13 protein-coding genes and 2 pseudogenes are annotated in these 14348 nt (G+C 33.3%); 5 read left to right on the top strand and 10 right to left on the bottom strand.

Annotated elements, in window-relative coordinates; all coding sequences use genetic code 11:
- Positions 1-416: 416 nt before the first annotated feature.
- Positions 417-599: a YolD-like family protein gene (locus BG04_RS20565; protein ID WP_016765083.1), complete on the top strand. Its 183-nt coding sequence runs from the start codon at positions 417-419 to the stop codon at positions 597-599.
- Between the two features lie 400 nt (positions 600-999).
- Here the strand turns inward: BG04_RS20565 and BG04_RS20560 are convergent, their stop codons facing one another.
- Positions 1000-1440, bottom strand: a complete 441-nt coding sequence (locus tag BG04_RS20560; protein WP_013084397.1) for a cell wall hydrolase — start codon at positions 1438-1440, stop codon at positions 1000-1002.
- Positions 1441-1716: 276 nt separating this feature from the next.
- On the opposite strand from BG04_RS20560, the gene BG04_RS20555 reads away from it, so the two are divergent.
- From BG04_RS20555 to BG04_RS20550, 3 genes are all read left to right on the top strand, one after another.
- Positions 1717-1992, top strand: coding sequence for a GlsB/YeaQ/YmgE family stress response membrane protein (locus BG04_RS20555; RefSeq protein ID WP_034652892.1), 276 nt, complete (start codon positions 1717-1719; stop codon positions 1990-1992).
- Between the two features lie 31 nt (positions 1993-2023).
- Entirely contained in the window at positions 2024-2149 is a 126-nt protein-coding gene (locus tag BG04_RS31690; RefSeq protein WP_255323595.1) for a hypothetical protein, read from the top strand.
- A gap of 378 nt (positions 2150-2527) precedes the next feature.
- Positions 2528-3007: a site-2 protease family protein gene (locus BG04_RS20550; RefSeq protein WP_034652893.1), complete on the top strand. Its 480-nt coding sequence runs from the start codon at positions 2528-2530 to the stop codon at positions 3005-3007.
- A 466-nt stretch (positions 3008-3473) separates the two neighbouring features.
- Here the strand turns inward: BG04_RS20550 and BG04_RS20545 are convergent.
- From BG04_RS20545 to BG04_RS20540, 3 genes and pseudogenes are all read right to left on the bottom strand, one after another.
- Positions 3474-4094: pseudogene (locus tag BG04_RS20545) on the bottom strand (PTS transporter subunit EIIC); the annotation flags it as partial.
- A gap of 335 nt (positions 4095-4429) precedes the next feature.
- Positions 4430-4603 carry a hypothetical protein gene (locus BG04_RS30620; RefSeq protein ID WP_016766194.1) on the bottom strand — a complete coding sequence of 58 codons (174 nt, stop codon included), beginning with the start codon at positions 4601-4603 and terminating at the stop codon, positions 4430-4432.
- A 585-nt stretch (positions 4604-5188) separates the two neighbouring features.
- On the bottom strand, positions 5189-6058 hold the full coding sequence (locus BG04_RS20540; protein ID WP_034655221.1) for a LysR family transcriptional regulator: 870 nt from the start codon (positions 6056-6058) through the stop codon (positions 5189-5191).
- 119 nt (positions 6059-6177) lie between these two features.
- Between BG04_RS20540 and BG04_RS20535 the strand changes: the two genes are divergently transcribed.
- Positions 6178-7140 carry a cupin domain-containing protein gene (locus tag BG04_RS20535; RefSeq protein ID WP_051975616.1) on the top strand — a complete coding sequence of 321 codons (963 nt, stop codon included), beginning with the start codon at positions 6178-6180 and terminating at the stop codon, positions 7138-7140.
- Between the two features lie 907 nt (positions 7141-8047).
- Here the strand turns inward: BG04_RS20535 and BG04_RS20525 are convergent.
- From BG04_RS20525 to BG04_RS20500, 6 genes and pseudogenes are all read right to left on the bottom strand, one after another.
- A complete protein-coding gene (locus tag BG04_RS20525) occupies positions 8048-9052 on the bottom strand; it encodes a DUF3231 family protein (protein WP_034652894.1) in 1005 nt (334 codons plus the stop codon).
- Positions 9053-9469: 417 nt separating this feature from the next.
- Complete coding sequence (locus tag BG04_RS20520; RefSeq protein ID WP_034652896.1) at positions 9470-9889, bottom strand: hypothetical protein; 420 nt, start codon at positions 9887-9889, stop codon at positions 9470-9472.
- A 302-nt stretch (positions 9890-10191) separates the two neighbouring features.
- Entirely contained in the window at positions 10192-10623 is a 432-nt protein-coding gene (locus BG04_RS20515; RefSeq protein ID WP_034652898.1) for a YfmQ family protein, read from the bottom strand.
- Positions 10624-10736: 113 nt separating this feature from the next.
- Positions 10737-12212, bottom strand: coding sequence for an aminotransferase class I/II-fold pyridoxal phosphate-dependent enzyme (locus tag BG04_RS20510; protein ID WP_034652899.1), 1476 nt, complete (start codon positions 12210-12212; stop codon positions 10737-10739).
- Positions 12213-12252: 40 nt separating this feature from the next.
- A pseudogene (gene hemQ / locus BG04_RS20505) lies at positions 12253-12997 on the bottom strand (hydrogen peroxide-dependent heme synthase).
- 29 nt (positions 12998-13026) lie between these two features.
- Complete coding sequence (locus tag BG04_RS20500; RefSeq protein ID WP_034652901.1) at positions 13027-14328, bottom strand: aminotransferase class I/II-fold pyridoxal phosphate-dependent enzyme; 1302 nt, start codon at positions 14326-14328, stop codon at positions 13027-13029.
- Between the last annotated feature and the right edge of the window lie 20 nt (positions 14329-14348).

The raw sequence follows: 14348 nt of genomic DNA, 5'->3' as shown, positions 1-14348 counted from the left end.
TAAATTGACAAGGGTATGCTACATACATAAAGTATGGAAGTTAAAACGAATTAAGCACAGGGAATTCCCACCTGTTAAACAATTAAAAAGAATTTGTGCTAAAAATCGAAATGATATTTTAAGCATTAAATAAAAGCTCATTTACAAGAAGGTACAATAGATGGATTGAAACATAGATATAGATTCTAGACATATATTTCTTTTCCTCTTTTATTCTTTGAGCTTTCTTCCTGTTGAAAGTTCACAAAGTTTACACAATAAAATGTAAGCGTTTCCTATAAGTTTGTTGTATACTAAATAATATAAAACAATATAACTTTTAACTTGTATGATTTTCTCGCAAATTCTGCATGATAATTATTTATTTGAATAACACATTTCTACATTAGTTATATAGGAAGAAAGGAGAACGGAGCATGATATTGAAAGCATTGAGAAAGAAAGGTGTCATTACGATTAACTATTATCAAAACGGTTTATTACAAACATGTAAGGGACGTGTAAATGATCTTAATCTTCATGATCAAACTCTTTCTCTAGAGGATGAAAAACACAATATATTCTCTATTCGTCTATCGGGCATTACTGAAATTCATTAAGTATATCATCGCGTAGTTACATTATTTAATATGTTTATTACAGGGAATATTAATGATAAAGCTATAAAAAAGAGGAAGAGAACTCTCTTCCTCTTTTTTATGATTTATTTACCTTATTAGTACTATTTCTTGTTCCATTTGATTAACTGCTTATGCGAAACAAAGGAACACCTACTAACCAGGAAGTGCCCTTTTTATTTCGCTAGATAAAAATACATCAAAACAAAGATTAAAGAAATAGGCTACAGTGAGGGGAAAATTTTTTTAAAACGGACTATTGTCACATGATTTATAAGAGTTGCATAGAATAAATAGGGCTAGCTATCAGCACCTACGACTAAAATGTTGTATTTCCAGCTCCCCCATACTACTCCAGAATTAATCATAGCTCCTTGATAATCTAACCTCTATAAACACTAGCACATGTATCAGGTTTTGGTTCGTAATAACAATGATTTTTAAATTGACCAGATGCAGGTTGACCGTACCATGTTGGAGGGCACGGAGCATGTGGATTAAAATACCAAAGAGCAAATTTCGCTGGGTGTTGTCTCCAATAATCCAAATTTTGCTTTGCTAATCTTTTTTCAACACCTCTCGCTCTTTGATAAAATACATTGCCTTTTTGAACAGCTTCAAACGAAAAGTTCCCCCCCTGTACTTGATAAATGACTTGTGAAACGGTTCTTAAATTTTTAAAGTCTATACAATTTGCTGCAAGACGATTAACAATTACATTTCCGACATATAACATCCCTAGTCTTCCTTCACCTTCAGCTTCTGCTCGCATCATCCTTGCCATTAAGTTAATGTCTGCACTTCGGTAACTTACTCTTGCCATTTACTCACCCCCAAAATATAGTATGAAAAAAACCTATATTAATGTCATTGTTTATAAGATAGCAATTTATACGCTGGGGTTAGTCTAGTCACTTATATTTTTCATAAAATGGACGAGACATTAGAAGGTGTCCAAAAGAACAAAAAAAGATTGCAAGCAAAGCTATATGATCTTAGTACATAAGAAGAAAACTTTGTTGTGGAAAAAAATAACAGGATTAATAGGTTTTAACCTGGGGTAAAGTCAACTAACTATTTCAAAAGGAGAGAATGATGTATGAGTATTCTATGGATGCTAATTGTAGGTGGAATTATCGGTTGGCTTGCCGGTTTAATTACAGGGCGTGACGTTCCGGGAGGCATTATTGGTAATATTATTGCTGGTTTTATTGGTTCTTGGTTAGGTGGTCTGATCTTGGGAAGTTGGGGACCAGTCATTGGTGGTTTTGCCATCATTCCAGCCATTATTGGAGCAATCATTCTGGTGTTAATTGTAAGCTTTGTTCTAAGAAAGATGGGACAAAAAAACAATCACGGGCATCATGCAAAATAAATCGAAAAAAATTAAGTTGGAGTGATTAAAAATGGGAGAAGAAAGTAAGCCTGTGTTAGATGATTTTGTTGAAGACGATCAATTTGAATTAGAATCTTATCTTACTTATTTGTTCGATCAAATTAATCATGATAACGAAATTCTGTTAGAAACTTAATGACAAACCAAATATTTTATTATAAAGAAAAAGAGAAAAGAATAATAAATCAGAATATAACATAAGCGACCTTAGTAACTTTGTTTACGATACATAGGGTCGTTTATTGTTATGGAGAATGTTTGAAAATAAAGTGAAGCTATTCTTCTTAATAGGCCCTGTTGAAGATTATTGATCACTTTACCTACTGCTTTATTAAAAAACGGTTGGTCCTAGCCTCCGACTAAAGGCCTTTCATGGTGCCAAACGGATGATTGTACATATGATTAAAAAGGCACAACCTCTGTTGAGAAAAGTCTGTCCATTATTAAATAGATTTTATCTATTTTAATAAGCCAACGATTTATTAAATCATTTCATGGTAAAGGAGATGGAAGTGTGTTTGGATTCAGTGATATGCCTAAGTTCTTGTTTTCTTTCTTACTTGTACTACCACTTGTGTCTCTTGTTCATCAATTAGGTCATTCTATCATGGCGATCTTTTTCGGAGGGAGAGTGGATTTTACCATTGGAAAAGGAAAAACGATTTTTAAATGGAAGAAAATTAAAATAAAATCTGTTTACTTTTTGGATTCTTTTTGTGTATATGAAAAACTAAAATACGACAACCGATTTACCCATGCTTGTGTCTATGCTGGAGGTGCCATTGCTAATTTAGCTTCTATTTTCCTTATAAATGGTTTAGTTATGGATGATATCCTTTCAGCAAGTCTCTTTTCTTACCAGTTTGTCTATTTTTCTGTTTATTATATTGTCTTCTCGCTACTGCCGATCAAATATACAGAAACAAATTCAAGCGATGGACGTGCTATTTACGATGCATTGAGGTATGGAAAAATAACATGTAACCCTGATTAATAAGGCTGAAATAATGATGGAGATTGAAAAATCAACAAAGCTACATATTATTTCGTTTGCGCAATAAGTTAGACAGTAAAAATAAAACTACTTTAAATAATGTAGTTAATTTAGCAATTAGTATAGATGTTAATGATAATTGATAACAAAAAACCTTTTACTCCTTTCCGGTAGAAGGTCATTTGTATGATGAAAATGTAATTATATACCATGCGAGAAAGTTAACATATACCGTCTAAAGTAGAACATAATGAGCAATAGTGGTAGCGTGAAGGATTGTATATTTCAGATTTTAAAAATAAGTAAATAAAATTATATAAAAAAGAGAAGGGCTTTAATCTTCTCTTTTCCTACAACATCAATGATTAAGCTTTGCTAAAAAGGCCTTATACTGGATCTAGATATAAGGCTTTTTCTAATGTCATTCATTGTAGTTTATTAATTACAATTTATAATTTATATATAATTACCGATTCTTAAGCATCTTGTCGTTATAACCAAACAGCCATGTCAGAATAAATGATACAGCAAAGGCAATCAAATTAACAAAAATATAGATAAAAATCTGATTATTCAAGTACAATAATAATCCTGGAATAGCTGTAACAGACATTCCTATTGCTTTTAGATGAAAAATCGAGGCTAAGAATCCCCCTACTGCTCCTCCTATAAGGCCCATTATAAAGGGTTTAAAGAACCTTAGGTTCACTCCCAATATAGCCGGTTCTGTCATTCCTAAAAAGGCTGAAAATGCTGATGGGAATGCTAATGCTTTCACTTTTTTATTTTTAGATTTCAATCCAACTGCTAGCGTTGCAGCCCCTTGAGCTACGATTGCGCTAGTAATTAATGGATTGAATGGATTAAATTTTGTATCAGCTAATAATTGAATTTCAAGTAAATTAAATATATGATGAACGCCAGTAATTACAACAACTTGTTGTAGGCCACCAATAATAATACCAGCTAAACCAAACGGTAAATCTAAAATTGCTTTTGTGCTTGTTAGAATTACGTTTTCTAATGAATGAAAGACTGGTCCGATAGCGAAGAGACCTAATGTAATCATAATCAATATCGATAAAAAAATCATAAGAGGTTATTTATGTAAGTGGTTTAAAATACGATTTATTTGATAAGAATGTTGTTATACCTTCCGAGGGTAGTTCAGGTGAATAACCTTCTATATGATGGCATGATATAGATAGAAGGTCTTCCAACAAATATACAAAGATGGTACCCTAAGCATCACCACACACAAATTTTGTGTTTTTTTTGTTGGAGAGAGAGTAGCTTTAGGGTTGCTCTCTTTCTCATTAAATGGTATAATTTACAAAATAAAAAAGATTCTACATGGTTTTAGTTTTGTAAGATAAAACTTTTCGGAGAACCACCTTACTTCTGTAGGGTGGTTTTTTCATGCTATTTTTCTGGATGGTAGCCGAGGTTTGCATTTACTTTTCCACTTAGACCATCATTATTAGCAGGAATCTTTTTACTATTTGATTTTGGTACATCTACTGGTTGGATATTTCCACCATTAGTATCATAACTATTGCTATGGTTATTATTTTGTGTTGAACCGTATTCTGGCATAAAAACACCTCCTAGACGTATTATTTGAAAGTTTGAAGATAAAATAAGAGGTAGTATGAGGAAATTACTAATACAACTACTCATGAAAAGGCTTTTAATTTTTTAGTGGAGTAAAACAGTTCGTATAAGTATATGCGATTAAGTGAACGTTCGTAATTTGATTTAAAATGTAAACGAACGTTAAAATTGGTAGTTTCATTTTTAAAACATCATGTCCGTAAAGGTATACTTTTTTGAACATTCTTCATTCTTATAAGTAATTGAACAAGTTTACTTTTTGTAATTTAAGGTTTACCTCTTACATTTAGAGACATCAAATAGCCGTCTTTTCTACAATATAACTAATATTTAAAACTATATAGATATTTAATGCGTTAAATATTACGTAAATAGATAAAATCAAATTACATTTACTTATATATCCAAACTCAGATTTATTCTTATACTTCTTACATAATATAAAAGGTGTATCTTAAGATACACCTTTTAAAACCCTATTACTTTCGCAATAAAATCAGCTATTAAAACTTTTTTACTTTTAATTATAGTTTCCCATGGACATATACTATTTTGTACTTTATCTAATTAAAATAAACAAGTCTCTCTTGCTAACTGGATAAAAGATTGCACTAAAGGTGATTGATCTTTTTGTCGCCAAGCAATACCCATAGAAGCTACAGGTAATTGATCGTCAAGGTCCAAATATACAACATCTTGGGTATGTAAATTCACGGCGGATTGTGGAACTACGGCAATACCCAATTTAGCTGCAACTAGACCGATTACAGTTTGGAATTCTAAAGCCTCTTGTTGGATGATTGGATTACATAATCCTAAGATTTCATCATAGAGATTTGACCATGTTTTTCTAGACAACATTACAAAAGGATAGGTTTTAAGATCAGAAAGAGAGACGTTTTTTATTTTTAATAACGGATGCTGTTTTGGAACTGCCAGTACGCATGGGACTGTAGAAACGATTTCGGTATGTACTATCTCATCATTTACAGGTGGTCTTAATACTCCTATATCAATTTCCCCTTCACGTAAAGCTTCTAATTGCATAGGCGTAGACATTTCGAATAGATGAACTTCAACTTCTGAATACAAATTTCGAAATTCTCTTAGGATTGAGGGAAGAATATCGTAAGTAGCCGATCCTACGAACCCAACTCTAATTGTCCCGATTTCTCCATGTTGAGTACGTTTCGCATCTTCAACAGCACGTTCAAGATGATTAAAAATCTTACAAACTTCCGTATAAAATAATTTTCCTGCATCTGTTAATTTAACTTGACGTTTATTTCGATAAAAAAGAACAATATCTAATTCTTTTTCTAAATTCTGAATTTGTAAACTTAAAGGAGGTTGCGTAATCTTGACACGCTCTGCTGCACGACTAAAGTTTAATTCTTCTGCTACAGCAATAAAATATTGTAATTGTCGAAGCTCCATCATTTTTCCCCTCCTAATCAGTTATATATAAAATATATTACAGCAGTTTATATTATATATTTCACTATTGTCTTTTATCAAGATAAGATAAGACCATAAAGATAATAGGAGGTTTATACATGACTATAAATGAAAAACAAGCAAACTTATCTAATGGAAAAGTGAATAAAGACTGCACTAAAGATGCCCTTTTTTATGAATATACTACTGCTGCTGATCCAATCGGAAGTGGTATCATAAGTGCAATTCCCCCTAAAGAATTTTCCTCTGAATTATATAACTCAGGAGAAACTCGTATTGTTACGTTGGACCTTTCAAATGAACTCAAAACTGAATATCCGGCAACAAGTCCATCACTTCTTGCTCACTTCATTCGAATTAATGCGAATGACAGCATTACTACACAACCCAATGCAACCAGTGAATTATATTATATTATTTCTGGTGTAGGCCACACAGAATTAAATGGTGAGATAATCACTTGGAAAAAAGGTGATTTTTTAACTCTTCCATCCGGCTCGACTAGCAGGCACACTGCAACAGAAGATGCAACCATCTATTATATTCTCGATACTCCACTTCTTAATTATTTAGGAGTTAAAGCAACAGAAACTCGTTTTAAACCGACACTTTTTACAGCTGAACAAGCTACTGCGAAATTGGAGGAAGTAGCAAACGCTCCTGATGCTCACCTAAAAAATCGTATTTCTATTTTATTAAACAATCTAGAATTCAAACAAACTCTAACCATTACACACGTATTATGGGCGATGTTCGGAATTGTTCCTGTAGGATCTAACCAAGCAGCTCATAGTCATAAGTCAGTTGCCCTTGATTTTGTTGCTTATGCTGCACCCGGTACTTATACTTTAGTCGGAGATAAGATTGATCCCGTTACTAAAAAGATAATTGATCCCGTTCGCATTGATTGGGTAACAGGAAAAGCATTTGTTACTCCTCCAGGATTGTGGCATTCTCACCACAACGAATCTGAAGAGCCTGCATTTATTATCCCAATTCAAGACGCAGGCCTTCAAACGTACCTTCGTACATTAGATATACAATTCACTCACTATGTTTAAAATAAAAAAGCACCTTTTGGGGTGCTTTTTGCGAATGGGAGACTGAATATGAGGGTAGCTAAATTTTGTGAAAGGAACATTAAAGTAACTAAAGCAAATATAGTCTTAGATATTCTTCAACAAAATTATCAGCAAGATATAGAGGTTTGTGTTGTGGATTGCTTCAGACGATGTCTAGAGTGTAGAGTGACCCCATTTTGTCGTGTACAACTAACCACACTTCAAGATAATGACGTAGACACTTTGGTGAAAAAAATACTAGAAAATGTTTAAATTAAAAATAGCCTTAAAGGTTATAAGAGCAGGCTTAAGCCTGCTCTTTTCCTCTGAATATCATATACAAACTTAGTTAACACAATGAAAAATTTGTATTTACACTTTTACCTAAACCACTATCAGGTTTTGAACATTCTGCTATGGATACGTGGTATATAAAAGATTTTAATTAACAATAACAAAATAAAAAGCAACCTCAGCATTGGCAGGCGAGGTTGCTTCATGTAAGGGTTCATTCATACGTATCCAAGTACGAACGATAGCAGAATTATAACATGTTTTTCAATATAAATACTATTTTTGATGTGTCTAACATATGCATAAAAGGTGCTTTTTTTATGCATGATCTCTTCAACTTCCTGTAAGGAGATATCAGTTGTATCAACGATGTATAAAAAGATGCATATTCTATAAAAGTGACTCTGTTCGAACCCTTACTCCCATAAGGGTTCTCTTTTTTGATGTGTACCGGAAGAGACATTATGTTAACTAGCAATGCATATCGTATACAGCTTAAAAATCGAAAAAACTACTGAACAGGGATCAGTAGTTTTTTCTGTTTCTTGAATGGTCAATAGTCAGTTGACGTTGCAGAGCATCTTGAGTAGTTTGCTCAAAATATTAGATTTTATTATTTTTCTTTTGTTATTTCTTTTCTGTTAGGAGCAAGTGGTGGCTGTTCTAACCATTTATTTTTCACCATAATATCAAACCATTTTTTTGTTACCATTAAATTCTTTAGAATAACACTTTCGTAAGCAGCTACAAGATCTGTTCGCATGGCTGATGCTAACCCTGTTCCATGATACGCTTGTGCAGCTTGGAATAAGAAACCAATATGATACATCATTAATTTATCAGAAAAAGGAGCGTCTGTTGAAGTTGTTACTTCTGTCTCCCACGATTTAGGAACTGGTAAATTATCTGCGTGCATTATTTTTGAAAAGGCTTGTATTTGATCATCAGCTGTTTTCTCCGAATCCTCTAAAAATTTTCTTACTTCTTTTGATTGAGAGACCTGGCTAAATCCAATAGAAAGAGTTTTAGCCATAATGCTTTTTTTAAGGTTGAAAGAAATACTTATGATTTCTAATGCCGTTAACCGTCTGCCTTTCCCGAAAAACCCATCCGTAAAATCCTGGCTAGAAATATATTCAGGGTTCGTAGCAGGATAAAAATAAGGGTCCCTCTGAAACTCCCCTTTTTCAAGTAATAATTCAATCGTTTGATGATACATCCTTTTAGCATCATTATCACATGAATCGTAGAAGTGGCGTAAGTCTTCTCTGACAGAAACACCTAATGAGGTTGTATGTCCTAGCAAGCCATGTAACGTCATGATATGTAAATAATTCAAGCAGAATATGTCCGTGAACAATCTCTTGGTACCTTTATTGAGGTCAGACTCAGTAAATCCAATTGGTACTGGAAACCCTTCGTTTTCTATAAAAGCTATAATTTGTTTCTTTTGTTTTCCGGAAGTCTTGATAGCATCTTCAAAAACAGCCTTTATTGACTCATCCTCAATAATAGAGAACATATATCGATTTACTACATCTGTCATTGTTCCGTTTACATACTCTCCCCATAGCGTCCCTATTTCGGAAGATGTGAGTTTTAACTTATTCTTATCCATATGATCACCTCATGGATAATATTTACTAATTTATTAATGGATATGAATCTTTTCTTAACAAAAAAGGTTTTTAGCATGTGATTTGGTACAACGTCAATTATGTTAATTAAAGATTTGAATCATATACAGCTTAAAATCACAAAAAGCCACTGACACATGGGGTCAGTGGCTTTTTGTGATCTATTCTTATAAAGAACAGATTACGTTGACTTTAGTAGTTTGCTCAATTTACTTTTTATGATTCGTTCTATAATTATCAAAAAAAAAAGAAACAAACTTAAAAAAGAATGTTTCTTGAAAATTCAATCCAGCATAATACTATACCCTTATCATAGAAATCAACATGATTACAACTAAAGATTTATATGAAATACATCTTTGAAATTCAAAAAATTCTGTGAGGCAAAAACAAAATAATTAGTGTTTTTTTATACTTACTATTTTAGCAACTTTGGTTAAATGTTTTTCTGATTCCTCTAACCGTTTTTGAGTGTTGACTAAAGAGTTTTGAATAGATAAAGGTGCAAGAACTTTACTACTTTTCACTTCTGTACATACGAGGTGACCTATACCATCTTTCCATTGGATCGTACATTTAAAATTCCCAAATAACTTGTTACTTGTCTGTAAAATGAGCTGTTTTGTTATAGGATGAGAATTAGGACTCTGTGAAAACATTACTATGGCTTTATTTCGGTCTTCTTTATAAATGATCGTCCATATATTCGATGTAGGTGGAAAATATGAATGGGTTATGTGTGAAACATTTAGAATTGTACCTTCCTGATTGAGTTGAAAATAAGGCACAGGAAGCCATTTAGTTCTACTAGTATTCATGTTCTAACTCCTTTACATTAGTTAATGGTTCCTTATACTTACGATATCATATCTAAGTGATTTATGTATGTATTTAGAATGTACATTATGTTAACTAAGAGTGTATATCATATATAGTCAACTATAGTCAACAAATAGAAAAACCTACTGCTCCTGAACTGCACCCCAATTGTTAGACAAAAACTAATAATTGGAGGTGCAGTTCAAGGGGAGGGGTAGTTTTTTCTGCTAGTTGTGAGGTTGTTGCAAATAGAATAAGAATTAGATTGATGCCTAACTAAATCAAAGGCGATCTTTTTAAGTTAAGACACGGATTCTTGCTGAAGAGGATCAGAAAGCAAGCTATACGCTTCTATTTTCTTTTTATATTGCTTAACTACGTCTACACGGTCTTTATAACTATAGACAGACAATTTAACATTGTTTTTCCCTCTTTTCGCATCAATAACATAAGGGGATTTAGCGTTTTCAGGATGTAAAAAGTATTGTTCGTTACCTGAATGCACATAATATTTCTCTAGAAAAGTTGCTTCATTGAAATTAGCAATAAATTTCTCTTTCTCTTCACCCTCTAATATTTTCCCGTCCTTTTTAATACTCACATGGGAGGAGTCAAGTTTAGAGTGTAGTTCAAACTTCCGGAGAAACCACTTAACTACTGGGGTTGGCATAGTTGTTATTAATAATTTTAGAGCACTTGCAACAATTATTGAAAGTACTACAATCCATGTCATCTTCATTCATCTCCATTAATTACATTCTAAATGTTATTACATGACTTATTTTCTGGTAAGTTTCTCATTTAGTGTTGTAAACTCTATAGAATCTAAAAAGGTTAACGTTAATATTATTTAAGATCCCTATGCTCTTTTAAAACACGTATGAACTTCAAGTTAAGGTCTTCAGCACCTTGTACAGGAAGACCAGCTTCTATATTTTTTTTAGTATATAGTACATTCTCTTCTGTAATGATTTCACCAGGGATAAAAATCGGTATACCTGGTGGATAAACCATCACAAATTCAGCAATAATTCTTCCAATTGATTCTTCGAAGGGAACCACTTCTGTTTCTGCATAGAAAGCATCCCTAGGTGTTAAAGCAAGTAATGGAATTTCTGGCAATAGAACATCAGTATTTATATTAGTATCTGATTGATACTTAAACTCTCTCGACAGTTCTTTTAAAGCATGGACAAGTCTTAAGACATCCTCTTCATTATCACCCGGTGTGATAATGCAAAGAATGTTATAAAGATCAGATAGTTCCACCTCAATATTAAACTTCTCACGAAGCCATTTCTCTACAGCATACCCTGTAACACCCAATTCTTTCACTGAAATAACAAGTTTTGTTTGATCTATGGCAAAGGTTGCAGATGTACCTAAAATTTCACTTCCTGCGCAATAAAGGTGCTCAATTCTATTAATTAGACCACGAATTTTTTCAGCCATACGGATAGTTTCTTCTAATAATGCTTGTCCTTCTGTTGCTAAGGATTTTCTTGCTGCATCAAGTGAAGCAAGTAATATATAAGAAGTAGAAGTTGTTGTCAACATACTTAAAATAGCTTGTACACGTTCTGGCGAAACAAGTGTCCCCTGTACATTTAGTATAGAACTTTGTGTCATTGACCCTCCTAGCTTATGCACGCTGGTAGCTGCCATATCAGCTCCTGCTTGCATTGCAGAAAGAGGCAATTCATCATGAAAATGAATATGCACACCATGCGCTTCGTCCACAAGTACAGGAATATTATAGGAATGAGTAATTTCTACAATTTTTCTCAAATCCCCCGCAATTCCAAAGTACGTAGGATTAATAACAAGTACAGCTTTGGCATCTGGATGTTGTTTTAATGCTTCTTCGATAGATTCAGGCGGGACCCCATGTGAAATACCAAGGTCAGGATCTACCTGAGGGTGAATAAATATGGGTGTAGCACCTGAAAGTACAATTCCACTCATGATGGATTTGTGTACGTTACGAGGTACAATAATTTTATCGCCAGGCCCACATACAGACATAATCATTGCCATAATCACACCACTCGTACCTTGGATAGAAAAGAATGTATGATCCGCACCAAACGCTTCAGCCGCCAAATCCTGTGCTTGTTTAATAACTCCCCTTGGCTGATGTAAATCATCCAACGGAGCAATATTAATTAAATCGATAGAAAGTGCATTTTCACCGATAAATCCCTTGAATTCAGGATCCATTCCATTTCCTTTTTTATGACCTGGAATATGGAATTGGATTGGATTTTTGTTTGCATGTTCTAGTAGTGCTGTAAATAATGGAGTTTGAAATTGAGAATACAATCTTTAATACACCTCTTAGTTTATCTAATGTTGTTTTTAATTATATGTGCAATAGACGTGTAATTTTTTCTTTAGACAGTGTTTGTCCCACAAAAAAAGAACCAAATTCACCGTAACGGGCACTTACTTCATCAAACCGCATTTCATATATTAATTTTTTGAACTGAAGAACATCATCAGCAAATAACGCCACTCCCCATTCAAAATCATCTAAACCAATCGAACCTAATATAATTTGTTTGACTTTTCCTGCGTAACTTCGTCCAATCATACTATGACTTCGCATCATCTGATTACGTTCATCTATAGGTAGTGAATACCAATTATCGTTCCCTTGACGGCGTTTATTCATTGGATAAAAACATATATATTTCGCGTCAGGTAAAAGAGGATATAACCGGGAACGAATTTCAGGTTTTTCATATGGGTTTTCACCTTTACTTAAGTAATTACTTAGTTCTACTACAGATACCATACGAGGTAGTTTGTATCATGTGTTCAGCTAACTTAGTCTTATTAAACGAGGTTTCGATATCTTGAAGTTCTTCCATAGTTGGTCGGAGAATCATCAGCATAAGATCTGCTTTATGGCCAGTAATCTGAAATATACCATAGCTGCCTTCTTTTTTGTTTTGAGTAATATTCCATTGCTCTTTCAGTTTTATAAATTCGTCAATAGCCACTTGACGTTCATCACTAGATAGCAGTTTCTATGTTTTCTAATTTAACTTATAAAAATTTTGTAAACAGTACCACCCGTCTAAAGTTTGAGTTGCTTGATTCATTGTTCTTTCACTCCTAGGCTGAATTCCATTCAATGATTTGAATGAACTATGTCTTCAGCGCCTTTATATATAAGGTTAAATAGTTCCTCTATTTCTTGTTCTTCTACACAAGAGAAAGCGACTCTTAAATCTGTGGGATTAATTGCAACCGTTCCTACCCCATATTGATTTAATAAGTGCATCCTAAGCGTCTCTGCATTTATATTTTTAAGTTGTAAACACATGAAGTAACCAGAATTAAACGGATAATAAGACCAGTAATCATTATATTTTTTTTGATTCAATACTTCTTTTACTTTTTTGGCTCTTCGTTCCATCAATTGAAATTTCTGCTGTTTCTCTTTTGCAAATTCATGTGACTGCAGAGACTGTAAGATAACAGTTTGGGATAAATGAGAACTGCTTGAAATAGTTCCCCGTATAAGACCTACTGTTTTTTGCTCCAATGCATCTAGAATGACAGAACTAGGGGAGGCATACGTAATGAAACCAACTCTTAGTCCCCAGACATAGTTTTCTTTTGTTGCTCCATCTACCTTGATAGGCAAAATCTTTTGATGTAGACCAGCCAATTGACCAAATAAAGATTCTTTAATAGAGTTTTCATAAAATAATCCGAAGTAGGCATCATCTAAAATAGCAACAATACTAATCCCTGCTTCAGCTGTTTCATTTAGAACAGCAATGATTTCTTCAGCTTCCTTGGCACCCGGTGTATAACCTGTCGGGTTGTTAGGGAAATTTAAAAGGACAATAGCTTTTCCTTTTGATTTTTGATTAAATAAAGCTTCTCTAAAGGAGGCTGTATTAAATTTTCTATCTTTGTTAAATAATTTATAAGTTAATAAGTGTGCCCCTCTTCGAACATGAAAGATTGATTGATAATTCCCCCAATACTTATCAGGAACGATTACAGAATCCTCTGGATTTGCAAATAAATCCGCCGCAATACTAAGGCCATGAGTCAAAGCGTTTGTGACAATTGGAAGTCCAAAATTTTGATGATGTAAAGATGGATTATCCAATAGTAATTTTTCATTCCATAACTCTCTCAATACTTGCTTTCCAGCTGGGGGAGCATATGGATAGATATCTTCAGGAGCATATCCTATAAAATGATCTTGTATATGTTGAAAATGCATAGGTTCATGTTCTTCAGTTGCAATCCCAATCGTGGCATTAAATCTATAAGCTCGCTTGCTTGCTTCAGCACTTTGACTCAAAATACCTTTCTGGTTATATAAGTTTTTACCTAAGTCTGACAGCATGTCATAAATAAAAGGATTTTCATTTTTTATTACGTTGTTTAGGTTTTTAGCAATATCGTGCATGAAAACTTCCCCTTTACAAA

Origin of the sequence: Priestia megaterium NBRC 15308 = ATCC 14581, assembly GCF_000832985.1 — a bacterium.
Lineage (GTDB): Bacteria > Bacillota > Bacilli > Bacillales > Bacillaceae_H > Priestia > Priestia megaterium.
The sequence above is the reverse complement of the archived record's forward strand: the minus strand, read 5'-3'. Positions and strand labels throughout refer to the sequence as shown.